Genomic DNA, 25,765 nt, shown 5'->3' with positions numbered 1-25,765 from the left:
AGGCGCAGACATAGAAGCTCACATCGGCTCACAGACCCCGCGCGGGCGGTGAGTTGAGCGTGTGAACATCTCGTCGCTAAGACCTCAATAGTCGGTGTTGCTGATCGTGGGCCGCGGTCCTGTCGGGGGCTATCACAACGCACTCCACGGTACCAGCCTCTTCGTCGGCGGCAAGCGGGATCACGCCGGCCTTACGTGTGCGGTCAAATAGAAAACCTTCTTTGAAGAAGCGATCGTGCGCCGCTTGAAAGGATGGTGATCGCACATTTCTTACAGATAGAATAACGTTGCGACCTGAATAGTCGACGCCTAGCAGCCGGATGGCAATGTTGTGTAGCACCGAGCCGCCACCCCAGCGGCCGTTCGCCTCATTGAACAGCAACCTTCCGTTTTTGGCGAAAATGGCGTCGATGTTGATCATTCCGCGATAGCCGAGGTCTCTCGCTAGTGCCACAAATCGGTAGGCATGCTCCTGGGCAGTCAACCATTGCTCGTTCTCCAGGTCGCTAGGAAGCTCGAGCCCTGTCCAGATCAAAGCCCTTTCGGACCGGTCCGTGCTTTTACGCAGACGTATGTTTCCACTGTTGATAAAAGCGATTGATGCATCATCCTGGATTGCATACTCGAGGTAAAATAAGGATCGGGCCAAGTGATACGATTCCACAACCAGAGTCTTGCACGATGCTGTTGTGATCTCGGAGTAAAGCGCGTCAGGATCAAGCGAAGGCCACGAAATCCACCGAGTATCTCTGGCCCCAGGTAGCGGATCGCTTTTGCTGCTGGTCAGAATGACGTTTCCGACTCCTCCAGCTCCATTGTCCAGCTTTACAATGACTCTGCCGGTCTCGGATTTGAGGGATGTGACCGCTTTGAATAGTCCATTTGGGTCTGTCGCGACACAACCATGAGGGAGCGGAAGTGCGACGCTTGTTGCTAACTGACGGAAGTGGCTCTTCCGGTTCAAAAGATCAGGCCCGCGCTGCAGAGCGAAGCCCTCGCCGGTCTGCGGTATGCCCAGCATGGCCCCCAGGCGTGCGACGCCTTCCGTAAAGTAGCAGGGATACAATTGCCAGGCGGATTTCTGACGAATATGTCTTTTTATTTGCTCGACAACAGTCTCGCACAGCAATGTGCCGTCGTCGAGAATCGTTGAGTGGCCGTTCGCAGGTACAAGCAGGCGAAGGCTCGATGCGTCGAAATCGAGCGTCGCGCCAATGAAGGATAGAAGGTCCGCCGGGATCCCTACCGGGGAGACTATCAGGTCGCCCTCCTCCGCAAACCAGGCTGAACGGTATGCCGACCTGGCGGCCAGCGAAAGTTGATCCTTTGTTAGATGCGCGCCCGACATCTGAGGCGTACCGGCATTCATAATTAGGATCCGCGGCATTCGTGACCTCTGGCATCTGGATGTGATCAGGATGGGATCGTCATGGCAACCATCATGGCATTGCCATGCCGTGATGATGAGTGTGCCCCGCCTTGATGTCATCGGCGATGTAGTGGGAGAGAAGGGCCCGTCGACGATCTGCCGATCTCAATCGATAGCTCGGTCGCGTGGCGATTCGCGTCGGCAAAAGCGCAGGATGTTCCCCAGCGCGGTGTCCCGGTACTACGGAGGTAAATGATCTTGCGAGGCTCCCTAAAATGGGCTGTGACCAAACGTATGCGATTAGCGCTTGCGGCTCGATCCGGGCCCCCGGTGGCCTGGTCACATGAGCGACCGGTACTTCTTCACGGCGCGCATGGGGTCGACCGACTAGCCGCGTTCGCCTACATCCGGACGTTCCGTAAGCACTTGCACTATTCTTGTTGGATGGATATTCGCGGCCGAGATAATCGGGTGTTGTTTTACTGGCGTGAAGCGGAAAAGATCTATCGGCCCCGAAGCGTCCGATGTCCCGAGGCTGAGGATCTTGCTCCTGTCTCCCCTCTGGACACCAAAGTAGCTCTCGAAGGCGCGAGCGATCCCCTTGATGTGTCGATTGAGGATGAAATAGCTGGGCGTCTTCAGTTCGAAATGGATTGCGGTCTTGCCAGGCGTATATGTAGCGTTTCGCTCGACCAGCGCGGCGAAATCGAACTCGCTATTCATGTGCATCATCACACGGTCTTGGCAGAATCCGGCTTTCGTGACTTTCATAAGTCGCGAACAATCGATATTGCTCGTGGGGAATCTGCCGATTTGTCACTCCCCTCGCTCTGCGAAGCTGCAGTCGTGTGCATCTGTCGGTAGTGATAGGCACACCACGAGGAAGTTTGCTTGCCGCGTCTTTGATATATGGGCTCGCCGCATACGCCGCTCTCAGATCTCCATCTTTGAAGCCGATGATGCAGCGGCACTGTCCTTCAATATGATCAATTAGCTGAACCTTCTTAAGGCCATCCGGGTCTTTCAACTTGCTGCTCCAGCATCCCGAGAAATATCTTGCGGGTCCGCGCTGGTCACGCGGAACTACACGCGCAGGTCACTTTTCGAAGACCGGCGCAGCCCACCCATCTGCCACACCTTTGCGCGTTCGAAACGATTTGCCAGGTGCGTGAGAGCAGTTTGAGGGTAGGCGGTTCGACGAACTGAGTTGGCGCTGCGCCAGAGGAAGGGCTCGCGTCAGCTTCAGCAAAGCACGCCAAGCGCTTCGGATAGAGCTCGGCGTCGGTCAATTCTGACCTTATCGGCTCTTCCGCGACGCGGTCCCCGACAGTCACATCGTCCGAAACGAAATGCCGAACCATTCAAGGTTACGTCCTAGCTCTAGTGCCGCAATCAGAACTCGCCGCAAAGCCCTCCCATCTGATGGGCCATCGGCAACGAGGAGCATGATCGGCGATCGGTTCGGGGATCTGACCAGCTGAGGCATTCGGAGTCCTTCACCACCCCAGATAGGTGACACTCTCAAGAGCCTACGATGTAACGTTACGTCAGATTCAAGCCCCTTTTTGGCCGCCTGTAAGAATATGACCAAGCTCATGCTGCCCGAGGACGGCCGTCGGGCCGAGATGGTGTCGCGAGCATTTAGCGCTGCCCTGAGGGAAACGCAGGCTGTGGCTCTTGAAGCCTTTGAGGAGAGATCCCGTAAATGTGCAGCGGCGCGCCATCCAAAGCACGCCTACGCGGGTGACTCTCGACAAAATGCAGAGTTGCTAAGGGTGGGTATGCGGGCCGTCACCATTGGATGACAAGCCGTCAAGGGCCAGGTAAGTGGCGTAGAGCAAGGGCCATTGGAGCCACCGCTGAACCAGTTGAGCTGCTCGCAGCCAGCTTGGCGGCAGGCTTCTTAGGCCTGCGCGCAAGGCGCGACGCGGGCCTATCAGAGTCTTGCCGTGTGTAGACGCGCATCGCGGACCTAGTGTTCTCTCAGGAGAACACGCCGTTTTGCCTCCAGAAGATGCCCGTCCAGCGTCTCGTGAAGCGCACGCCTCAGCTCCGGCGGGATCGAGCTATCTGTGTCGATCAATTCCCGAAACTTCCGAATGATGTGTTCTATCGTTGCGATCGTTCCGAGTGTTTCAATCCTCTGCCAGGGCATCCTCGATTGTCTCCTTTCGGCGCGTAGCGCATAGCTCGTCGCGGGTCATCACCTCAGCAACCAGGGCTCGAACGACTCTAATGCACCAAATGTTCGCTGTCGGGCTGTGTGCTCAGCACGAGCTGTTTTGACCAGGATTTTCGAAAGCGGTGCTCCCTGACGATTCCACACAGGTGAAGCGCATCCGCGGCCGCAGTATTGTTTTGCGCGCGTAAGCTGCACCGTTGATGGTAATCATGGAGCATCAGCCAGCTCGGTTGTCAGGCGTTCGAAACCGCGATCAAGCGATTCAGTCGAGCGGCTGCAGCGCCCCGATCAAGCGAGTCTTGTCCAAGTGCCACGCCTTCCTGGAGGTTCGAGGCCCGCCCGGCCACCACCAGTGCCGCCGCCGCATTCAAAAGTGCGACATCACGAAAACGACCTGGCAGACCATCAAGCACCTTCTTTAACGCAACGGCATGAGCCTCGGCATCACTGCTCTCCGGCGTATCGGTGCGGTAGCGGGGGAGCCCGGCTTCTTCCGGCGTCACTTCGAACGTGCGGACTGTACCCGCCTCAACCGCAGCAACAAAGCTTGTGCCGCCGAGACTTATTTCATCGAGCCCGTCCGAGCCATGAACAACCCATACTGAATCGGCACCAAGGTTCCTCAAGACGTATGCCAGAGGCTGCACCCATTCGGGAATGAACACTCCAAGGATGTGCCGCTTGACCCTGGCGGGATTGGAGAGAGCCTCCATCAGATTGAACATCGTGTGGGTTCCAAGTACGCTCCGGATCTGGCTGATGCGGTGCATCGCCGGATACTCCGCTGACACAAACGTGAAACCAATGTTGGCTTCGTGCACACAACGTGCGATTCCGTCCGGGTTGAGATCGACCTTCACGCCCAGGCGGGCCAACACGTCTGCGTGGCTTGAGCCCGAAGATGCAGTACGGTTGACATTCTTGGCGACAGGAACGCCGACCCCGGCGACGATGAAGGAAGCGCACATCGATACGTTGAATGAACACGTAGCGGTGTCGCTCGTGCCAGCGATATCGATGGGGTCGCATCGCGTCTCGATCTTGGGCATAATATTTCGCATTGCGGACGCGGCTCCGGTAACTTCTTCGACCGTCTCGCCGCGAACCCTCATGCCAATCAACAAGGCACCAATTTGCGAGGGAGTTGCGTAACCTGCCATCATGCTGTCGAACGCAGACGCGGCTTCCTCACGCGTCAGAGTGGCGCCGGTGGCAACTTTCGCAATGATAGATTTAAGCGGTTCCATCGAACTTTACACGTTCCTTGTTCAATCTGAGGCCCGCTGTTCAACCAGACGTCTTTGCAACCGGGTGCCTTGATGTAGCCGCCGGTCCTATCCGCACGCGCTACGGTGCTAGCGCTCGAGGCGGCCGCTGGATGAACGTGGGCATCCCTCGCGACGCTACAACCTGACGCTACGTGAGGGTCAAGCTCTCTCCAATCGATGATGCCTTTGAGAGGACATTGGCGACTAGTCAGAGCACCTCAGTTGCTTGATCCCAAAACAATAGCTCTGTCTCGTGTCCGCTTGCCGGCGATGTTCCGGCCGAGCCACAAGGCCTTTTGCCCCCCGTGGCGGAGCCGCTGAGCAACTTCCTCACGTGCTATGAATACGATGCTATCTAGATTCCAATTTCAGGTTGAGGTCAGCTGGCTCTTCGCCCCACATCCTGTGATTCAACCTGCGCAGGACAGCCTTGAAGGAGTGATAGACGCGCCCCTCGACGCGCGCATCAGGTGGTTAGCCTTCCGGCGAACGCTCGGGTGACGACCTGCCCGTCACGTCGCGCCGACTTCTGAAACTATTCGGACGGAGAACAGGTCGTGGCATTCTCACTTTGATCCGCTGTTGTTTTTCCCTATCTCCCGCCCGGAGATCACGTAGCGACATTGCTGACTGAGGCTACCTTGCCTGGTCCTGAGGCAGGCAGTGATAGCGGTGCGATCTGGTATGTGACTGCTACAAAGGCGGAAGACGTCCTCGATGCAAGCTTCTTTCTCCTCTGCGGTCGGGGTTCGATCACCCGCGCTGACCGGTGCGAGCACTACAGCCTTCACTGCCACGCTAACCGCGAAAGCGCGGCAGTAGAGGCTAAGGCGCGAAGTCAAGTCAGTTCGGTTCTTTTGAAACATGACGTCCTTTCAAGTCGGTGGAGCTGCGAGTTCTTGCGGCGCAAAGCGCATCACCTGAAAGCCGGGTTACAGGCGCAAGTGCGTGCCGGCAAAACGCGTTCTTCCAGTTTGGCTGTTCTCATCGTGTGAAGCTTGTCAATCTGCATACAGCTGCGACACCTGCCGTACCGACAGAGCTCCACGAATAGGGGGGAGCACCGCTGGCTGTGCCGGCGCAGCAGATGATCATTTCGAGCTGCTGGTGATTGTGCGGCCGGTGCACTGCCTCGTTGTCGCGCGGCCTTGGGTTTGCCTGAGATGAGCTGAGGTACCATGGCTCAGCCTAATCGCCGGCCGACTAGCGACGACGTAGTCGCCGCGATATGGGGGCGAATTGGCCAGGGTAGCTCTCGTGAGGCATAGAGATCAGTCAAGCCAGTGCACTTAAACCGTTGTTGATGATGCATGCGATTCTGCAAGGCAACCTGATGGCGCGCTGAGTGTCAGAGGTGGTCTCTTTGTCCAGGACCGTACAATCTAACGCTGCGTGCGATTCAAGTCTCTTCGTGGCTCCGGTGGTCTGTAAGCATTCGTGCTGTGCATTCTTCGTACGAGCATCGTCCGCAACGTGTACCCGGCTGTTCCTTGTCTAACAGCTATGGAGTGGGCCTGACTGCTTCGGTAACCAGCTACGAGCGTCGTGCCTACGTGATTATACCGAGGGTCGGTGTCGCATTTCCTTGATCTACGAAATGCATGCTCTCGGCATGAATCCGAAAAGTAAACTCTACCAGCCCGATCACTGGCGAAGCCGCGCGGAAGCGACGCGAAAGAAAGCGGAAGCGCTCATTGACGGAAAAGCTAAGGACAGGCTGCTTAGGATTGCCCTGGAATACGACAAGCTAGCGCGCCGTGCCCACGTGTGGCAGATGCGCAAAAAAGAGGACGATACGTGGCCTGAGCAAAAGCTGTAAAGCGTCGCTACTGTCCGCAGCGCCTCAGCCTGTTGATCTCTATCCGGCAATCGCTAGGCAGATACCGTCCAACAAGCAAGTCGAAGCCGCCAGCAAGGGAGATTGAGGGAGCCATAGGGCGAGGCATCCCGACGGTCGTATGCCTGACGTGCATGAGGTCGGAGCTGGTCGCCTGCCAATACTCCTTCGGGTCAACCTGTTTCGTCAGCTTCTCGAAAGCAAAGTTTCATATTAAGGGAATATGGAGCCTGAACTTCTCAATTTGCGGCCAGCCGTCGTGCCTAACGTGGCAGGCCGGATGGCACCCGCGCGGGAACCCGCTGTTGAGCTGTTACAGGTTATTGTTTGGCACTTCATCGCGGTGCAACGGCATATCAGTGTCGCCAATCTGAAAGCATCAGCATTTCTTTCGCCCGCCGGAGCAGTGCACTCTATACCCAGGTAGCCGTGCGAAGTGCGCGTTGGAATAACGTCGTTCGCAGCCGAAGGGCTGCAGCATGCGAAAACCGCTCGCGCGGCTATGCCGGGTTACTTCAAAAGAACGCTGCGATGAGCCAGTAGATACCAGCCCAAAGCAGCGCATTTATGAGGAGTGCGGCCAGAAGCCACCAGTTCCACCTTTTCTGAGGTTGCTGGAAGGGACGATCGGGGCCGAAATGCTTGATCGTTGGGTGCATTCTGGCGCGGCAATGTGTCGTTCGATCACGCCGGGTGCCCGTCAACAGAGAAATTCCGAGCTTTGCATGCCTCCTATCGCTCATAAGCTAGCAGTCCTCTTTTCATGGGCGAGCATCAGAACCGGTGCTCGTTGCGCAGCGACCATTCTGCCAGTCAATTGCTCTTGCATATTCGGTACCGCGAGGTCGGGTCCTGTCAGCACAGCAATCTACATGCCAGCAGGTAGTATTGTCGGGGCCGCTTGCGACGAGGCGTCGGGCTTCTCCGAGTCGCTCCGCGATGTCGGAGTCGCGACGCACGCGTCGGAATCACAACACCAGCATTGGCAGCAAAGGGCGAGCGCTTCGCGAGCGCAATGCCGTAAACAATGCGTTAGGAGTTCCATCTTAGTGACGCGGAAAAAACGGCCGATCTACGCAGTTGCAGTTAATGAGAGTGACTACTCATTGGTCCTGACCGCTAGCTTACGAGGAGGAACCAAGAGAACCGGCAATACGCTGGACGTATCAGTCGGAGAAGGGGCGTGCCAGCTTGGCCGCCGTACAACTAAATCATGTTCAGATAAATGGCGCATTGGGACTGTTCAGCATTCGCGAAAAGGCTACGAGCGATCAAGTATCCTCCCACGAGGCAGCAAGGCGCCCCGAACTATCTAGTGTCGGCGCTGCCTTTTCGAGCATGATAAAATCTAGATGCAGCAGGCCAATGGAGCGACCCTGCCATGATGAAGACTAATTCATTCAGGACGAGGTGGCACGCCAACGGGCGCCCCTCGTATGCTCAAGCCGATCGACATGAAAACTGGATGGGATCGACGCATGCGTGAACGTGCGAGAGCGATGGCAAGCACTGCCGTTGCTGATGTGCGCTCTCCCGGCGATGGGCGGTGAACAACGTTTGGCATCGATGAGCAAACTGCTTCACCTTGGAGGGGCTTAATGATGGAAGTACATAACCGGGGCACGCGTAATCAGCGGGCCGATGGGCCAGCGCGTGATCGTGTTGCCGCTCATCCTCAGGCAACCAGTGCGAGAAAGCTGGATGTCTGTCATCACGGATGGTGGTCTGCAGACAGGCTATGAACGCTGAGCCGAAGACCGAGCAAGTCGAGATGTTGCGAGACAACATCATCCGCGTTGGTATTCGAGAGGCAAAGGAGCACGCGTGCGATCGCAGATGACGGAGAAGCTGGAGGCCGGCCGCGTACAACGCGGCCAGTTCGCTACTGGTCCAGGCTCTGGCCCTAGCGGCCTGTTCTTCGTGCAGGGGCCTTGCGGGTGTGAACTCAAGATAAGTGGATTCGTGCGCCCTGGCTGGGAGCATGTCGCTGTCTCAACCCCGCGTCGCTGTCCAAATTGGGAAGAGATGTGCTTCGTCAAAGACCTGTTCTGGGATGAAGAGGAGTGCGTCATGCAACTGCATCCGCCACATTCCCAATACGTGAATAACAGTCGATATTGCCTTCACCTGTGGAAACCCACCCATCGGGACATTCCGCTGCCGCCGCCGAGCTTCGTGGGTATCGTTGGATTAGGTCCCTCAGACGCGGCAACGTTGTTCGCGCGGATGAACGCGACAGCATGATGAGCTGAGTCATTAATATCCAAGCGGAAGGTGAGGCCGAGCCGGTGCGGAGGCCCGCTTCGGCGTCGCCAGAATGAGGTGCCACAAGCAGGTAAGTGTCGAGATCACCTAAAACCTTATTGCGATGAGGTCACGTCAAAATGGGCCGAATATAATTGGCGAGGTCGCTATCCGAAGTAGCCGTCACCCTGAATCCATCCGCAACTTCACAAACCCATCAGCCGTCGCTCTGGAAGAATGATTAGCTCGTCGGCAAGTACCGCCGCACCCGTCCTCGGGCTCGTGTGAAGTGACGATCGCGTCAGCTAGCAGTCTGGGGTAGCTTTCCTAAGGGGGACCTGGTGGTCAGCTTGTCGTCAGCTTGCAGCAATATCATTTGCAGGAATGGTGTAAGCAGCGCGTTTTGAGCAAACGTAAGTTGAAGAAGCAGGCGAGCGAGCATGCACAGTCGAGTTAATGGCCAATACACGTGCCCTAATCAAGGCGACAAACTGTGTCGGTCCGCGAATAGTAGCGAATTCGTCCAAGCACTCACCGATCTCGCTCGACGGCAGAACCTGCCGTCTGAGGAACTGTCCGACAGAATGGGATTGTGCTGTAGCAAGCCAGCTAGCTCAGATGCGACCCCGTATAGTCCACGCGCCTCGCGGCCCAGCGCATCCTCTCTGTCCTCAAGCTCGGGTCCATCCTTTCCAGCCAGCCCTGCCCGTCCTCTGTTCGAATACAGAACTGCTGAATTGCCCGGGGCCAATGTCACTGGAATTTGTGTTGGATTGGCAGCGGAGTGGCTCCTCAATCTCCCAAGCAGCCCTTCATCCCGCATGAGCGCTCTTCGCCCGGGTACTGATAGTCACCGTTCAGCGGCAATGCGGCAGCAGCGGTATGAGGAGATCAAAACTCGGTTGCGAAGCAACAGAGCGGAAGGTTCTCACAACCTCCAAGCAAAAAGCACGATGTTGCGCGAAGCCGGTCTAGAACCCGCCGCGTCACAGACGCAATATAGGTGTGGTACATCTTCGCGCATTGGCCAGATCGTGAACGAGGTCGCCAACGATGACTCGATCTATTTGGTGAGCTTGCGTTTCGCCGCCGGAGGCGCCCACACAATTGCAACTTGGACCTCGGGCGGAATGACGACCCTCTTTGATCCTAACTATGGGGAATTTTCTGTTCGGTCAGATCAGTTGGTTGAATTGTTCAAAAGCCTTGCCGACCGTTACAGCAACCCGAACCGACACCATATATCGACCGTCGTCACACAAAGGATGACGTGAGAGGCTTCGGAGGTTACAATAGACCTTCGGATGTTCACCCGCGAAGCCTCTCGCGATTGAGTTTAGACAGGCGCGTTGCCTCCAACAGTTGCAACAGCCCCTAAGGGACTACGGATTGCGGTGCCCTGAATGCGGGGGCGACGTGATGGCGGAACTCAATGCTGCCCTTAGGAGGTTGGGTGGTCCGCTCGACGGAGGGGGCAAATGTTCACTAGATACAGGTTTGCCGTTTACCCAGCTTCGTGAGCCCGCGCCTTGCGCGTCAAAGCCTCTGGCTGCGCTTGCACTTAAGCAGGATCGACCGTCCGCGAGAGCTTGTCCGAAAGCCGGCCAACCTTGTCGTGTTAGTCTCGTTACCTTTGCGACCGCCCGTCTCTGGGCTAAGATGGATGATAAGGAATCCATAAACCGGCACAAGTTGTAGTTCTTCTGCTTCAGAATCCCGGCCGGCTAGTTCTGCACTGACTTCACCGAGCAAACAGCTGCTGCCGTTGACAATTGCGGGCCGGCGCGCAAACCGTGTCCTCGCTCGCCACGAGCTCCGCAACAACCCGGGCCTTGCCCTGTGCATTGTTTCGTTCTCGCCTTGCGATCGAATCTTGCACCGAGCTGGACTACAAGGTCGTTTGAGGTATTACTTGCCGAAAGATGCGAGACATCCGGAATTTAGGACCTGGAGCTCTCTGCCAGAGCGAGCGCAAGCGGGCTATTGAGGATGATCTGGGAGATCGACGGATGGTGGTGTGGATAAGATCTCAGTTTTGCGCCGGAAGCGGCGCGGGCGCGGCTCAGCGCTGGTCGGCTGGGTGGATCAGACGCTGGTCTGCCACGCCCGCACTACTGGTTGAAGTTAGCAGAAACGTGACTCGGCGCCAAAATCCCCACGCATACTCGGGGCAAGCGCTGTCCCTACCACGCGCCGCTAACTTCATCATCGTTGTACATCAACTAGCTTTCCGAAAGCTGACGAACCGAGGGTTCTGAAGTGAGCCTGTGCGCGTCGATGCTCTCCTGTCCCGAATTTCAGTCATCTGCCTAGCGGACGACTCACTCGCGAATATTGTCAAGCATAGACGCCAGCCGGCACCTTGTGAGGGCGGTCCCTAGCTACTCTTAGGAGCGGTAGACACTTTTTTCAATTTTTCTGGCCGTGTTTAACGCGAAAAGATGCGATCAGATCGTGCCACACGTCGTGGTGCACTGGGTGATAAGTCACCGGCTTCGGCGGCTTTGATCCGGGAGGTTAACTGGCAGGCCGGCACGGTGACGATAGGATCATCGCTTAAAGATGCTCGATCGGCTCTACGAGAGAGAGTGCGCCATCCGTGCGCTGGACCAGCTGCGATCGCCACAAGCATTACGAGATCATTGAATGACTTGACCATCTTAATGCTGAGGCTGACTGTCAGATCGCTTAAACATGGCTGATGGGCCGTGCGTGAAACAACAGGAGCCCTATGGCATGGCTAGGTCATGGCGGTTATCTTGTTCCGGCAGCGATTCGTCCCCGCTTCGATTGAGCGAAAGGTACTACGAATGTAGGCGCGGGGCTTTTTGAACCACGTCCCTCTCGCGCCTTCGCGAGCGGCAAAAGCACGGTAGCGTCAGAATCGCCCAGGGCCGGCCATGAAACGGCGGCTGGTCATTATGGAGGCGGACGGAACGTGCTTAGGTCGGAGCGGTGTTCTGTCCTCTTCAGCGCGAAGCCATGCTGCGGTAGCGCGCCGCCAGGATATCCCGGAACGTGCCGCATTTTAGAAATAGGGCGTCCCACGCTAAATCCTGACGTGAAGAACGTCCGGCGTGCGCCAGATGTCAGATGTACTGCACCAATTTGAGGTAATCGTCTGTGAGGACAGGTGAGCGAATGGAACAAGCCGCGTCGTGAAGAAAGGTAGTCAGAGTCCGATTGGCTCGACTGCGGGCTTCGAAAGATTGTCGTGCTGGCGCGCGGGCCCGGAGAGATGCTAGTTCCGAATTTACCAGGTCAGCCGCTGCCGACGCGCAATCTGAAGCTGAGAAGCAATCAGTAGACATGATAGCTTTTGCCAGTCCAAGTGTGGTGAGCCAACCCGCATAAATCAGCACGGCACCGTCAGTCTCATTGAGCCCAGAAAGCTCGGCAATTGCACCAGCATGGACTGATGCCGCACCAACTGATCGAAAGAGATCGGCTACTTCATCACGCGTCGCTTTAGAGAGCAGGCATCGGCCGAGATGAGCTAGTAGCGCCTCCGTCGGACCTTCGAAGATGCGTAGGATGCGAGCGTCTCGATAGATTTTGGCTAAAGGCGTTCCCTCATCGTAACCGCGGCCGCCTAGCAGCTGGACGCATTGATCGGCGACAAGGCCGCACCACTCTGAGGACAGAACCTTGGTTGCCGACGCAAGGTGGACATTCGGCGTGCCCTGCGCTGAAACAAGCCGACAGGATGCGGCCAGCATCGCCTTCACGACTTCTCGCCGCAGCACCATCTGTCCAAATAGCTGCTCGATGTAGCTGTTCTCGATCATGCGCAGTTTACCAAGCCGCCGATGACTTGCATAAGAGGCTGCGACCTGGATAGCGCGCTCAAGGGCTCCCAGACCCATAGCCGCCACACCGATGCGACCGCGGTTCATACTAGATGCCGCCGCACCCCAGCCGTCTTGATCGCGGGAGAGCACGTAAGAGCGCGGCAGCTCGACATCCTGGAACTCAAGGGTATTCTGAATGATGCCTCGTAGACCAAGTGTGCGATGCTCGTGAGTGACCTTTAGGCCGGGCGCCTGTCTGTCAACGAGTACACCAACGAGCCGGCCTTTCGCGTCGGGTCCTGAGGCGCGCGCAAAGCAAACGATCCAGCGAGCCCAGTCAGCGAGGCCGATCCAGATCTTGCGGCCAGAGAGACGAACGTTATCTTCGTCTATGAAAGCTGAAGCCTCTATATGTCTCGGGGCAGAGCCAGCTCCAGGCTCCGTCAATGCGAAAGCGCAGAGATCGCCACGTGTTGCACCCCAAATGATATGCTTTTGTTCGGGTATGTGCGGAGCCGCTTCGATGCAGGGCAAGGCTAGGAAGTTATGGATAACGAGGGTGGATGCAGCGGAGACATCGAACGACGCCGTGGCTGAGATGAGCTCGATGGCCTCTTGCAAGGGAAGAGCTAATCCACCGTGCTCTACCGGGGCGGTCAGACCTAACAGTCCATGCCTTGCCAAAATGCTGTGTAGGGTGGGGGGGAATGCTCGGCGGTCGTCCGCGTCTGCGAAATTTAGCTGGCTGAGGTCAGCGATGACACTGGCGTATCGTGCAGTTGCACGGCCTTGAGTTGAGCGTTCCTGCGTCGCCCCGAATTGAACGTAGTCTTGAGTGTACATGGCCAAGACAATGGCCTCGGCCGCGCCTCATGCCAATTCATCCCACAGGCTAGCTTGGGTACACATTAGTATAGTGTGGATGCAAGCGCAGTTTCGGCATTTGGTAGGGGCGGGGCTCTTGCGGCGGCCCCGCTGAGGCATTTCGGCGCTTCCGACTACGCGACAGGAAAAGAAATTAGCCCGAACGCCAATGGCTCGAAGGTTTTGACGAGCAGAGGCAGATTCGTGAGGCAAAATAGCGATAGACCCGGCTCCATCGTCGTACTGCACGAGGTGCTGTCGCCGCTGAAGGAAAGGTCACAAGAAATTGGGCGGGCTCCTGCCGCCGCGCACATGGCCGATGGGCGGGATCTTTTGGGCGGCTTGCAAACGGCTACATTGCAAGGCCACCCCTTTAAGAAAAACCCTGACATTCCTGCCAGGGTTTTGCATGTCGTCAAGCATTTGAGAAGATGGATCAGAAGTCCATACCGCCCATGCCTGGGCTTGCAGGCATAGCGGGACCAGCCGCTGCCTTCTTCGGCAGCTCGGCGACCATCGCTTCCGTCGTGATCAGCAGCCCGGCCACCGAGGAGGCGTTCTGGACCGCGATGCGCACGACCTTGGTCGGGTCAATGATGCCTTTTGAGACGAGGTTGCTGTATTCGCCTGTCTGCGCATCGAAGCCAAAAGAGTACTGCTCGTTGTCTAGGACCTTGCCGACTACGATCGAACCGTCTTCGCCGGCGTTGATCGCGATCTGGCGGACCGGCCAGGACAGCGCTTTGCGCACGATCTCGACGCCGGTCTTCTGGTCGTCGTTCTTGGTGCGCAGGCCCTTGAGCTGCTCGGAGGCACGGAGCAGGGCGACGCCGCCGCCCGGAAGGATGCCTTCTTCCACGGCCGCGCGGGTCGCATGCATCGCGTCATCAACGCGATCCTTGCGCTCCTTCACCTCGACCTCGGTCGCTCCGCCGACGCGGATCACCGCGACGCCGCCCGCGAGCTTGGCGAGACGCTCCTGGAGCTTCTCACGGTCGTAGTCCGAGGTGGTCTCCTCGATCTGCGCCTTGATCTGGGCCACGCGCGCCTCGATGTCGGCCTTCTTGCCGGCGCCATTGACGATCGTGGTGTTCTCCTTGTCGATCATCACCTTCTTGGCGCGACCGAGCATGTCGAGCGTGACGTTCTCGAGCTTGATGCCGAGGTCTTCCGAGATCGCCTGACCGCCGGTCAGGATCGCGATGTCCTGCAGCATGGCCTTGCGGCGATCGCCGAAGCCCGGAGCCTTGACGGCCGCGACCTTCAGGCCGCCACGCAGGCGGTTCACGACCAGAGTCGCGAGCGCTTCACCTTCGACGTCCTCGGCGACGATGACCAGCGGCTTGCCGGCCTGCACCACGGCCTCGAGCAGTGGCAGCAACTCGTTCAGCGAGGAGAGCTTCTTCTCGTTGATGAGGATGTAGGCATCGTCCATCTCGACGCGCATCTTGTCGGCGTTGGTGACGAAGTAGGGCGAGATGTAGCCGCGGTCGAACTGCATGCCCTCGACCACGTCGAGCTCAGTCTCGAGCGACTTGGCTTCCTCGACGGTGATGACACCCTCGTTCCCGACCTTCTTCACCGCGTCGGCGAGGAACTTGCCGATCTCGGCATCGCCGTTGGCCGAGATGGTGCCGACCTGGGCGATCTCGTCGTTCGAAGTGACCTTCTTGGAATTCTTCTGGAGGTCGGCCACGACGGCTTCGACCGCCAGGTCGATACCGCGCTTGAGGTCCATTGGGTTCATGCCGGCGGCAACCGACTTGGCACCTTCACGCACAATTGCGGCCGCCAGCACGGTCGCGGTGGTGGTGCCGTCGCCGGCAGCATCCGCAGCCTTCGATGCTACTTCGCGCACCATCTGGGCGCCCATGTTCTCGAACTTGTCGTCGAGTTCGATGTCCTTGGCGACCGCAACGCCGTCCTTGGTAATGCGAGGCGCGCCGAACGACTTGTCGAGCACGACGTTGCGGCCCTTTGGACCAAGCGTGACCTGCACGGCATTGGCGAGAATGTCAACGCCGCGCAGCATATGATCCCGCGCGTCTACTCCGAACTTAACTTCTTTGGCTGACATAGAGAATTCCCTCAATTCCTATTTGTTCATTCCTTGGTGCGCCCGGTGGGCTCTCCTCAGAATGGGTGAGCTGTGCGAGCCCTGAACTAGGCGGCTTTCTTCTTGGAAAAAACGTCGGTGAGAACGCCCATGATGTCGCTCTCCTTCATGATCAACAGGTCTTGTCCATCGATCTTGACCTCAGTGCCGGACCATTTTCCAAACAGCACTCGATCACCGACTTCGATGTCGATCGGAATCAGCTTGCCGCTCTCATCGCGGCCCCCCGAGCCAACTGCAATGACTTCGCCCTGGGATGGCTTTTCCTTTGCCGTGTCTGGAATAATGATGCCACCAGCGGTCTTCTCATCGGCATCGATACGCTTGACCACGACGCGGTCGTGAAGCGGTCGGAAGTTCATAGATGTCTCCTGACGTGTAAACAAGTTGGAGTTAGGCCACAATATGACCAGCCCGGCTGTAGCAAGAGTCAGGCCAGAAGTAAGCTGAGCGATTCACCCCTTCAGTTCTACTGAAGCATGTACGGCCTGCGCATTTCTTTGTCCCGAAGCAAACGCCCATGAGGTGCACAGCCGGTCAGGCTGTTGCGAACACGACATTGCGTTTTGTCGAAATACCCGCACTGAGCCCCCGGGACACTCCAACATTGCACGGGCGGCGGTTGCACCGATCGAAAGGCCGCGGGTTTCGACGACGGCGTCGGGGTTGCACATGATTTCCTGACGGCACCATCTAGCAGCTGCGGCTGGCGAAGCGTGCGATCCACGAGCCTAATCCAAGAGCGGCTCGTCTAATCTGCCGTAGTCGGGTATGCGAACGAGTATGTAACGGTCTCGGAAAACTCGGCTACCGTTTCCTGTAGAAGGCGCGGTGCTCCAACACAGATCATCATCGTGTACCGAAGTCCAGCCGTGGCGCCGTCCCCCAAATGTTCTTGAAGAAGCGTGCATGCTCGCCGCGGAAGCTTGCTCGCGCTGAGCAACGCTTGCGTCGGGGGGCTTCCACCGAGTTCGAAATTCTCCGTCCAATCCGAGGCATGCATCGCCGGGAGCTACTCGCAAATCGCGTCAACGAATCTGAGATGGCGACCATCAGTCGGCAGAACAAATTTGTCATCGAGATGATTGGCTCTTGCTATGCAGGGGGGGCACTCTGCCCGGCAGGCGCCAGAAAACATATCCGACAGGTGACGCTCAGACGAAGGCGTGCTTCCGGCAATTCGAAAGGTCAAGACAACGATGTGGCTCAGCGAGGCTGTATTTGCCTACGCTAGGTCCGACATCGCATCGAGCGTGTTCGGTGGGCTTTCCATTTGATTTGGATGTCATCCAAACAGCTGTCGTGGGTCACAGGGGCTGGCGGATATATGAGTTGCATACCTTGATATGCGTTGTGCAGAGGCTTCTGGCGTGTGATGGCGGCTTCGAACTCGAAAAATCATCCGATCTCCGCGCACCATGGAAAAGCAGCTGTGTCGTCCCTAGAAGTACATCAACACATCGTCTCACTTCTTCAGAAGCCGAATCCGGTCATCCTGGATATAGGCTGCAATGACGGGACTGATACGCAAAAGTTTCTCGAGCTGTGTCCCCAACCCAGGCTCTACTGCTTTGAGCCGGACCCCCGCGCGATCGCGCGCTTCAAGAAGAAGCTGGGCCCGTCCCTCAACAAGGTGAAGCTGCTTGAAATCGCCATCAGTGATCGGAACGGGACGATCGACTTCCACCCAAGCAACGCAGATGGGGATGCGAAGGATTGGGACCTATCCGGTTCAATACGCCGTCCAAAGAACCATCTTACCGAGTATGATTGGGTGCGGTTTGATCACCCTGTAACGGTTGAAACACGGCGGCTGGACGACTGGTGCAGCGAAGCCATGCTGGACGAAGTCGATTTCATCTGGATGGATGTTCAGGGAGCCGAAGCCGACGTTATTGCCGGCGGCATGCGGACCTTGAGCAACACGCGCTTCATCTACACGGAATATAGCGACCGCGAGCTCTACGAAGGGCAGTTGTCCCTGCAAGCTATTCTTAACTTGTTGCCGTCATTTGAGGTGGCGGCTCACTATCCGCGCGCAGTGGAAGGTGATGTACTGCTCAAAAATATGCGTGCCTAGCGGCTACTCATATCGAGCGTCTCATCTATGGGAGGCCTGGTGAACGGATGCTGTGCTGACCACAGCTGCACAACGGCGTCGTCAAGGCTAGCGGATACGCTAGCGGGACAGGCAGTGCGGCTTCGGGCTCCCATTGCAGCCAGCGTGCACGCCGGCCGCTCTATCGAGAGCGGCCAGCGCTAGTGCAGTACGCGGGTTCGCGCGGTCCTGAGAGGCAGGGCCGTGCGGCAGCTGTGGCTGGATCGAACGATGGATGTAGGAACGCCGCGTTCGCGCGCTCATGGCGCCGCCAGGGGGCAGTTCCGCTCCACTGACAGATCGCCACGATCTAATGCCGATCGCGCCGAACCTGAACGGGCGACTTCACCGGCGTAGCCTCAAACCGGGTCCGGCTAATCGATATCACCTCCATCGCAACGGCAGAGGGGTGGCTGTATTTGGCGGTCGCCATGGATCTCTTCAACCGCAAGATAACCGCTTGGGCGAGGCGCGAACCCATGCGGATCGCAGCGTCGCTTCCTCGAGTTCGACGATCCGCTACCAACGGCTCCAAAGGCCCGATTGATTCATCATTCCGATCGCGGGTTTGCGCCACGCTTCACATTTATATCGCGCGGCCGTTGTCAGCGCCGGTGGCCGAAGGGCAGTGCTACGATAGTGGGCCAGGCGGGTCCGCACCATGCGCCTCGACCGGCAAGTAGGGAACACTTGCGGGATTCCAGCCGGCTTGGGCGGTGGTTTGGAAGTTCGTGAGCTGAACCGCGAGCCTTTGCGCAGACATTCAGGTGGATCCTGCTCGGCACGTCAATGATCGGGGCAGGGGGCGTAGAGGCCTATAATGGCTCATATGTTTGGACAATGAACGGATTCTGCAGGGATATGAAGTGGGATTCCTTTCGAACGGGGAGGGCTCAGCGCTGTCCCTTCTTCTCATCGAAACAAGGTGCGATGGCGTTAGCGGCAGACCACATCATGACGCAGGGTCCGGCGACCCGTCGGCGTGGCGTGTAGGCTTGCCCGTGCGTGACCCATTTCATGGAAAGCCCGGCTGTATTGTACTCCCGAGCAGGGCACGGCCGGCGCTCTGGAGCGTTCCCTCGTTTAGCGCTGCGTGCTGGGAAACCACGAAGCTGTCGCACATGGAGCGCGCTAGATTGCTGGTGGTATTGAGCGCCTCAGTTCCAGCAAGACCGCTGGCAATCCTGCAGACCTCAGCGCTCTGCCGCGCGGCGTTCGTGGCCGCGAGCCGCATTAGCATCGTCGTGCTCAGATTTACCTCATCCTTGAGCGCTTCTCTCCACAGCTCCTCCGTGGCCTCGTAGAAGAAGGAACGGGCGGAACGTAGCATGGCTTCGGCTTTGGCGATCTCCAGTTGTATATAGCCGCGCTCAGCCATCACGGGGGCTCCAGTGATCGAGGCGCGGCTTCCTGCCATGGCGATCACCTCGTCTAATGCGGAGCGCGCAATCCCGATGCCGACAATCGCATGCGCCTGTGCGGCAAAAGCCACGGCCGGATAACGATAGACCGGCCCGTCAAGTGTCGGCGGACCGCCGCGGATCAAGGTCCATTCCTCTGGAACAATGACATCGCTGACAACAACGTCGTGGCTGCCGGTGCCTTGCAGTCCGATCACGTCCCAATTTGGCCGGATTGTCACCTTGTCAGCCGGCATCACGGCTACGCGCGGAAGATCCCCTGTCGGATCGTCTTCCACAGTGATACCAACACCTATCAGATCGGCGCCCGTTGCGCCGCTAGCAAATGGCCACACACCGTTCACGACAAACCCATCGGCGCATCGCTTGGCGGGCTGGAGCGGGAAAAGCGCACCGGCCAACACCACGTCAGGTCCATTGGCGTACACCTGGCGAAGCGTGTCGTCCGGAAGAGCAGCGAGGTAGCGAGCTCCATCCCCGAAGCTGGCGACCCAACCGGCGGAGCCGTCGGCTTCGGAAATACGCTCGACGAGGCGACAAAAATCGGCTGGCGTTCGCTCCTCGCCGCCGAAACGTTTGGCGGCAATAGCCCTATAGACGCCGACGCGTCTGAAGCCGTCGATGATTTCTTTTGGAATCTTCTGCGCGCGGCTAAATTCGTTGCGACGCGCACGGATCTTGGCCAGTAGCGGCGACAGATTAGCCCAGGTCGCAGCCGCGGCGTTGGTTTCGGGAGTGGTCGTTTCTGGTGGAGCGTTCATAAATTGTCCTCCGTGTCTTGAGGCGATCATCGCCGTGCGTCACTCATATGGACTGCTCGCATAGCGAGCCCAGGTGAGTTGATACGGGCTCGACGGCATCCTCCAAGCTGCTGCAGTCGATATCGATGCATGAGATCGCACGCGTTAGCGTCCCAACTTAAGAGCCCGGAAACCTGACCGAGGATATAGCTGTCGCAGTTGAGGCTGGGTCGGAGCAGCCGATACGCGGCCGCGACATGGATCCGTCTTTGCCGCACTGGGGCTCCGGCGGTTGATCGGGGGAGCATGCGGCGTCATGTCTTCTCCAATGGAAGTGGTTTGGTCACATTTGGGACAGACCGGGTGTAACGGAGTCGGAATTACCGAGTTGTGTTTGCAAGGGCCCAAGGGTGCGGCTTCTTTTCTCTCTTCCCAGCAATCGACGTGCCATTAAGCATGGCTGCTGGTCTTGTTTGAATCGCCCGAGATCACTCCGCCTTGCCAGCATAATGCTCGTATGTCGGTGTCTGCTTTCAGGCACAACATGTCATTAACTCAGCAAGCCGCAGAGAAAACGTCAAAGACGACCTCCACCGCCTACCCGCCGGATTCAACGCTCCTGATTTGTTTAAGGCCCGCTCCGGTTTCGTGACGCTACCAACAGACCAATTTGCTGCTCGTGCGACTGCGGGTGAGTGCTTGGTCAGAAGCGGACCTCCATACGGCAGGTGTTCAACAAACTACGGCGGCTACAGACGCTGTAATTGCACGATCAAGGCGGGTTCGAGGTGACTGTAAGGGCTTTCGAGCCGCGCCAGCAACAGATGCGCCTATGTACGTTCGGCCGTACCGAATGCAAGAATTCGCGCGCGTTCCTGACCTCGCTACCTCTTTGCGGCCGCTGGCGGCTCTTTCTTCGGCGATATTCCAATGCGTCGAAGCTTGGTCGAGCTTACCAAATTCGTGCAGCAACTATGGGCGCATAACGAGCGCCGCGACAGACCGGGCACGCACGTTCTGAAGCTAGTGCTCTGTTCACACTGAGCGGCTCCGTGGTTTGAAGAGCCTGATTCCGGAAGCACTCGGTTGTCAATGATTTCCGGCCTGTAGGCGCGATACGCGCGCTTGGAATCATTGCTGCTGGTGCACCGAGTTCACCTGTACCAAAAAGTGTCCAAGTCCCCGCAGCGACTAAGAGCCTGCCAGTCTCCGTGTACAGCCGACGCACTTTGTAAGCTGCGAGTTTTATCTCGCGTCGGAATCGTCATGGAGGACATACAGTAAATTGTCCAAGTGGGGGTCTTGCGATTGCGTGAAACATTAGCGCGCATGCGGGAGCGTGGTGAGAATAGCCTTGCCGTCAACGGTACCATCGATGTGAGCCGCATCGGTGGCGACGAACGAGACAATCGAATCATTGATGCGAGGCTGGCTCTCTAGGTCGGGGTCTCCCAAATGGCTCATGCAGGAACTGCCTGAGCTACCTCTATTGGGCTAGGGGCTCAACCTGGAGGCATGAATGCTGTCGGACGCGGGATGTGCATCTCTTGATGCGGGCCGCGCGTTGCCAACATGAGTACGTAGAACACGAGAAGGACTACGAGGCCACGCATATCTAATGGGTTACCGAAATGATGACAATTGTGGAACGGATGGTAATCCGGCGCATATTCTGAAGACGATGGACCAACAAAACTGCGCGGAACAGAAGCGCTGTATCGGGCGGCAGAAGATCTGCCGCGGGTGTGAAGGCGATGGCGTCAGCTCACAATATCGACCTTGCCGGTGCCGATCCGATATAGTCCCCCGACGACCTTCAGTCGGTGCTGCTCGACCGCGGCGTTCAGAATCGGGCCCGTCGATTTGAGTTTGTTAACGTTATCGATCACATTTTGTCTGGTTGCTTGGGCGAATGTGTCGCCGGCTTGCTCGCGAGTTGCTTTCACTGCGGGAGCAAGCGCACTGACCAGGGATGAAATGTGCCCCGGCGGCGGCTTATCTTGATCGAGCGACTTGATCGTGGCGTCTATCGCACCACAATGATCGTGGCCAAGTACAAGGATCAGCGGTGTGTTCAGTACTGCGACCGCATATTCCATACTGGCGAGCGTATCATCGTTAACGAAGTTGCCGGCGACGCGGCAGACGAACAGATCACCTAGTCCGGCGTCGAAGACAAGTTCGGGCGCCACGCGAGAGTCGGCGCAGCTCAGAACCGCCGCACAGGGATTTTGGCCATCGACCAAGGCCGGGCGCTCGCGCCTGAAATCATCGACTCGTGGCACGCCTTGGACATACCGATCGTTCCCCTTCAGCAGCCGCTTCAGGGCAGCATCCGGGATGAGTAGGTTGTTTGGCTTGGGCGCGCGTCTTGCTTCCTTCGCATCGACAATGTTATTGCCGAACCCTAGGCAAACTGTCGAGGCGGCGAACAGAAACAGCGCCCGGCGCGAAGGCGCGATATTGGTTAAATGGTACATGTTTCAAGAATGGCCTGCGTTCATCTGTCGCCTCATCGCGCGGCCTTACGCCACCCCGTGGCTTCGGCTTCCGTTTCGCTACAAAGCCAGCGTTCGCCGCGCTTCTTCGTCATGTCGATTTGCTCGTAACCGAACTGCCCTGGCAGGTGATAAATGCGCTCGCCGCTGCGCTCGACGGTGCCTTTTATCAGGCACTCGGGCGATGGCGGTTCCGATAGCAGGGCGGATCCAAGCAGGACCTCCTGAGCGTCGATCGGAACCGACTTCGCGCCGACGATAATCGTGCGCCCGTTGCGGCGACGCCAGTCCCAGGGCGCGATGAACGCCCCAGACCACAGCCCCGTAGAGGCTGTGCTCGCCACCAACTCATAGACGGCATAGGTGTGTTGAGATGCGCCAACCGATAGTGGCCAGCCCGATAGTGCCCAGCCCGAGCGTACCATCCAGGCGTTCACATCCTCCCCTTCGATGAAGCAGCTGCCGAGGGTTCGCCTGTACTCATCGACTCTTTGGGTATGACAATTCCACTTTCGCCCATTCGAATGCTTAATAAGCTCGTCACGAGCAGCTACGCCGCAGGCCCATTTCCGGCCCTGGGAATCGAGGCAAATCTGATCAGTGTCAGGAGCTTCGATGCCTGAGAGCCGAACGTTGATTTGCTCGATCTCGATCGTATTGCCGTCGAGGATGCGCGGAGCACCGCTGAGTGTCGCGGCGCACACCGGAGATGTGATGAGAGTGAGCAATGCGAATATGATTTCGCGGTGCCTCATCCCAATTACAACCATTCGCTCCTGATCCATGTTCACGCACGATACGGCGCCGATACATTCGACTGCTCGACCGCAGATGTCCGTTCCGCCGGCATCTTTCGATGTGTGCTTTATGAGAGCTTGGCGTGAGTTCAAACCTACGCCCTGACGCTGCGTAAGGATCAAGAGGTTTCTTCCGGCTTGTGTGCGGCGGTACCCTTTGAGTATCGGCGGCTCTCTCACTGGGATCGCACTGTACTCTCTCGACCTGAGGAGGGAGATCCTCGCCGGTTGCGCCGAACTCGGATCTGGCGAACCCTGGGCCTCGGAATGCTGTGCTCTCTCCTTGTGTAAAAATGTGAGTGACTATGAAGCGTCGGCGCTCGCGGTTGGGTCACGCATGGAGGAGCAACCTACTATGGTTGGTGACGATTCCCATCGGCGAACTGGACGCTGCAGACGGTTCCGCCGAGGCCAATGAAAGTCGCCCTAAACTCTTGTCACGAAAAAAATCTGGTCTGGTTCGCTCTGACCGAGTTAGACGTAGATGCGATGGACTTCGGCGCGTAGATGGACCTCCTTTGTTCGAGCAAACCGCGCAAATCCGCTGCCTTCTTACGCCAGACAAGATGATCGTTGATACCAATCGCATTGTGGCTTTTGGCTCCTCCGCGCTGCACCCTAATTGTTCATGCTACCGCCCAAACGTTTGTGCAGGGATTGACTGAGGCGGCGCGACGCGCGACCGCTCTTGGGTAGTGGCGTTTCTACCCCAGCGAGCTCACATCTGTGGGCGTCTACTCCAGGATTGGAAAGGCTGCGATATTGAGCCGCGGCTTTGCCGTAGAGCCCCACCGGGGGGGGGAAGTTGCCCACGTGTTCGGACAATCGCGAGTGCCATCCTGACGCAGGTCAGTCCACAATACGCGGTTGCTCATCGCCGCAGTTGGGGCGGATAGCTCTGGTGCGGTTTAGCCGACTCAAGCTACACATCCTTCTTAAGCACTTCACTACACGACGGGAATGACATGGTCGCAGCCGGTCGGGAACTACCAATCTCTTCTTACGCGCTTGAAGTGGATGGCCGACTCAGAGCCGAGTTCGCAACCAGAGACGGTGCCAGGGCAGGTGGAGCAGAGCTAAAGAAGCGTTTTCCCATGCTTCAAATCCGGATCTATGACGTGCAGTTGAATGAGCGCGAGGAAATCTAGAGCAGAGTCAGTGTGGCCTCGGCGTTCCTCCCCACGGCTCCGTAGCTCATCGCCCTACGCACTCGCAATGGGGGGCGCTCGGGGGCTAACAGTGCTCCGTTTCGGCCGGCCTCCTGGCCGGCTTCATCTCAGCACTCGCTGCCTCGTACCATCTGAAAGGTAGGATTGCTCACACTGGCAATGCCTGGCGCGGGCGCCGGATCGGCCTTGGACGGAAGGATTGTCAGACGTGAAGAATGCATGAAAGCTAGTTCCCCCGCAAAGTTGGTGTCCTCTCAATAGGTGGAGTGCAGGCGGGCAAACAATATCTCGCAAACGAGTACACGCCGCTGAGCTCAACGCCTCGCGGAAAAATGCAATCGTGCCTGCCCGGCCTTTCCAATGACGGGCCGAAGGCTGCGAGAAAGGCTGCCCTGACTGTTGCGGAGCCGTAAACAACGCAACTGCAGAGCGCGTATGTCTTTTTAGTTGGTCCGAGGCGCTCGGCTGTGGAGGAGCCGTGGCGCGATGTTGCTCTGCGCGAACTTCTTAAGGCCTTCTCTCTCCTAAGTCTTCCTCTTCCTTTGGCTCGGTGCGTTGGAACCATGAGCCAGGAGGAAATTTCGCGATGCGCTTGGCGAATGAGGATTGTGGCTCCCAATCTCTTCCTTCACTCTTTTCGAAAGTGATGACGCCGTTGTGCGTAAAATAACGTGGTCCTTGGATATTGCAGTTCACCAAGAGCAGAACGCGCCACAGATCACCTTTCTCGGTCGGCTTGTCATCCTGCTTCGGTAAGTAGTCCACTCCAACAGGTTCAACGATAGTGCAGCTGCCCTGCCGCAGAAGATCGCCGAGCCGGCCTTGCGAGGTAGTCACGAAGTTGAAGTTGGTCGGATCATGCAGAAAGCGAAGATTTGCGTCCCTTTCGCCATCTGCGACTTCACGGGCGATCAACGAGAGTGCCAGAGCGCGCCAGCCCAATTCCATCGGCTTCGCATATGTTGACGCAAGTTCAATCGTACCGTCGGGCGCGATTTTCCAGGTGATAGCGTACTGTTCGTCTGATTTGTTGTCACGGTGTCTGGTCCACGAAACGAAAACGAAGTCGTTTTCGCCAAGTTCTGCGACGCCCCACATTTGAGGGACGAACTGTGCCACCTTCGAGACATTGGAGATGATTTGTTCTATCGTTTCACCATCTTGCGATCGCCAGGTTGACTTGAGTCTCTCGACAAGGGGGTTGTCGCTGGCGCGAGAATTGCTGCTCGTGGCGGCCGGCCAGGCGAGGCAGATTAGAAAGCTAGCTAGCCAAAGCCGAAGCGCGGATCTTCCACACAGTCTCTTCATAACCCCCGGCCTATCGCGTTTCATCCAGACATCTTTCAGCTATGAGCGGGCGCAAGAAGGTTA

At 57.7% G+C, this 25,765-nt stretch carries 14 protein-coding genes; 4 read left to right on the top strand and 10 right to left on the bottom strand.

What is annotated here, in order from left to right; all coding sequences use genetic code 11:
* Positions 1-76 precede the first annotated feature (76 nt).
* From N2605_RS25480 to trpD, 3 genes are all read right to left on the bottom strand, one after another.
* Positions 77-1,369, bottom strand: coding sequence for a preATP grasp domain-containing protein (locus N2605_RS25480; RefSeq protein WP_260343497.1), 1,293 nt, complete (start codon positions 1,367-1,369; stop codon positions 77-79).
* Positions 1,370-1,756: 387 nt separating this feature from the next.
* On the bottom strand, positions 1,757-2,092 hold the full coding sequence (locus N2605_RS25475) for a hypothetical protein (protein WP_260343496.1): 336 nt from the start codon (positions 2,090-2,092) through the stop codon (positions 1,757-1,759).
* Positions 2,093-3,784: 1,692 nt separating this feature from the next.
* Positions 3,785-4,798, bottom strand: a complete 1,014-nt coding sequence (trpD, locus tag N2605_RS25470; protein ID WP_260343495.1) for an anthranilate phosphoribosyltransferase — start codon at positions 4,796-4,798, stop codon at positions 3,785-3,787.
* A gap of 1,606 nt (positions 4,799-6,404) precedes the next feature.
* Here trpD and N2605_RS25465 point away from each other — a divergent pair.
* The 3 genes from N2605_RS25465 (at position 6,405) to N2605_RS25460 (ending at position 10,174) form a co-directional block, all read left to right on the top strand.
* Positions 6,405-6,638, top strand: a complete 234-nt coding sequence (locus N2605_RS25465) for a hypothetical protein (protein WP_260343494.1) — start codon at positions 6,405-6,407, stop codon at positions 6,636-6,638.
* 1,854 nt (positions 6,639-8,492) lie between these two features.
* The gene (locus N2605_RS36525; protein WP_271518771.1) at positions 8,493-8,900 is read left to right on the top strand and encodes a DUF7694 domain-containing protein; all 408 of its coding nucleotides are present in this window, start codon (positions 8,493-8,495) and stop codon (positions 8,898-8,900) included.
* Positions 8,901-9,340: 440 nt separating this feature from the next.
* Positions 9,341-10,174 (top strand): YopT-type cysteine protease domain-containing protein, encoded by an 834-nt coding sequence (locus N2605_RS25460; protein ID WP_311735321.1) that lies wholly within the window; start codon positions 9,341-9,343, stop codon positions 10,172-10,174.
* A 1,815-nt stretch (positions 10,175-11,989) separates the two neighbouring features.
* Here the strand turns inward: N2605_RS25460 and N2605_RS25455 are convergent.
* From N2605_RS25455 to groES, 3 genes are all read right to left on the bottom strand, one after another.
* Entirely contained in the window at positions 11,990-13,534 is a 1,545-nt protein-coding gene (locus N2605_RS25455; protein WP_260343492.1) for an acyl-CoA dehydrogenase family protein, read from the bottom strand.
* A 457-nt stretch (positions 13,535-13,991) separates the two neighbouring features.
* Positions 13,992-15,632, bottom strand: coding sequence for a chaperonin GroEL (groL, locus tag N2605_RS25450; RefSeq protein WP_260343491.1), 1,641 nt, complete (start codon positions 15,630-15,632; stop codon positions 13,992-13,994).
* A gap of 86 nt (positions 15,633-15,718) precedes the next feature.
* Entirely contained in the window at positions 15,719-16,033 is a 315-nt protein-coding gene (gene groES / locus N2605_RS25445; protein WP_260343490.1) for a co-chaperone GroES, read from the bottom strand.
* 1,070 nt (positions 16,034-17,103) lie between these two features.
* On the opposite strand from groES, the gene N2605_RS25440 reads away from it, so the two are divergent.
* Positions 17,104-17,751, top strand: a complete 648-nt coding sequence (locus tag N2605_RS25440) for an FkbM family methyltransferase (protein ID WP_311735381.1) — start codon at positions 17,104-17,106, stop codon at positions 17,749-17,751.
* 1,033 nt (positions 17,752-18,784) lie between these two features.
* Here N2605_RS25440 and N2605_RS25430 read toward each other — a convergent pair.
* The 4 genes from N2605_RS25430 to N2605_RS25415 form a co-directional block, all read right to left on the bottom strand.
* Positions 18,785-19,951 (bottom strand): acyl-CoA dehydrogenase family protein, encoded by a 1,167-nt coding sequence (locus N2605_RS25430; RefSeq protein ID WP_260343488.1) that lies wholly within the window; start codon positions 19,949-19,951, stop codon positions 18,785-18,787.
* A gap of 1,739 nt (positions 19,952-21,690) precedes the next feature.
* Positions 21,691-22,410 carry a carbonic anhydrase gene (locus N2605_RS25425; protein ID WP_260343487.1) on the bottom strand — a complete coding sequence of 240 codons (720 nt, stop codon included), beginning with the start codon at positions 22,408-22,410 and terminating at the stop codon, positions 21,691-21,693.
* Between the two features lie 32 nt (positions 22,411-22,442).
* On the bottom strand, positions 22,443-23,348 hold the full coding sequence (locus N2605_RS25420) for a thermonuclease family protein (RefSeq protein ID WP_260343486.1): 906 nt from the start codon (positions 23,346-23,348) through the stop codon (positions 22,443-22,445).
* A 1,553-nt stretch (positions 23,349-24,901) separates the two neighbouring features.
* Complete coding sequence (locus N2605_RS25415) at positions 24,902-25,726, bottom strand: nodulate formation efficiency C protein (protein WP_260343484.1); 825 nt, start codon at positions 25,724-25,726, stop codon at positions 24,902-24,904.
* Between the last annotated feature and the right edge of the window lie 39 nt (positions 25,727-25,765).

Origin of the sequence: Bradyrhizobium yuanmingense (assembly GCF_025200905.1) — a bacterium.
Classification (GTDB): domain Bacteria; phylum Pseudomonadota; class Alphaproteobacteria; order Rhizobiales; family Xanthobacteraceae; genus Bradyrhizobium; species Bradyrhizobium yuanmingense.
The sequence above is the reverse complement of the archived record's forward strand: the minus strand, read 5'-3'. Positions and strand labels throughout refer to the sequence as shown.

Coding starts and splice junctions, on each gene's coding strand:
- N2605_RS25415 (WP_260343484.1), bottom strand. CDS start 25,726: ATGAAACGCGATAGGCCGGGGGTTATGAAGAGACTGTGTGGAAGATCC.
- groL (WP_260343491.1), bottom strand. CDS start 15,632: ATGTCAGCCAAAGAAGTTAAGTTCGGAGTAGACGCGCGGGATCATATG.
- N2605_RS36525 (WP_271518771.1), top strand. CDS start 8,493: ATGACGGAGAAGCTGGAGGCCGGCCGCGTACAACGCGGCCAGTTCGCT.
- N2605_RS25480 (WP_260343497.1), bottom strand. CDS start 1,369: ATGAATGCCGGTACGCCTCAGATGTCGGGCGCGCATCTAACAAAGGAT.
- N2605_RS25425 (WP_260343487.1), bottom strand. CDS start 22,410: ATGTACCATTTAACCAATATCGCGCCTTCGCGCCGGGCGCTGTTTCTG.
- N2605_RS25475 (WP_260343496.1), bottom strand. CDS start 2,092: ATGAATAGCGAGTTCGATTTCGCCGCGCTGGTCGAGCGAAACGCTACA.
- N2605_RS25430 (WP_260343488.1), bottom strand. CDS start 19,951: ATGAACGCTCCACCAGAAACGACCACTCCCGAAACCAACGCCGCGGCT.
- trpD (WP_260343495.1), bottom strand. CDS start 4,798: ATGGAACCGCTTAAATCTATCATTGCGAAAGTTGCCACCGGCGCCACT.
- N2605_RS25455 (WP_260343492.1), bottom strand. CDS start 13,534: ATGTACACTCAAGACTACGTTCAATTCGGGGCGACGCAGGAACGCTCA.
- groES (WP_260343490.1), bottom strand. CDS start 16,033: ATGAACTTCCGACCGCTTCACGACCGCGTCGTGGTCAAGCGTATCGAT.
- N2605_RS25460 (WP_311735321.1), top strand. CDS start 9,341: ATGCACAGTCGAGTTAATGGCCAATACACGTGCCCTAATCAAGGCGAC.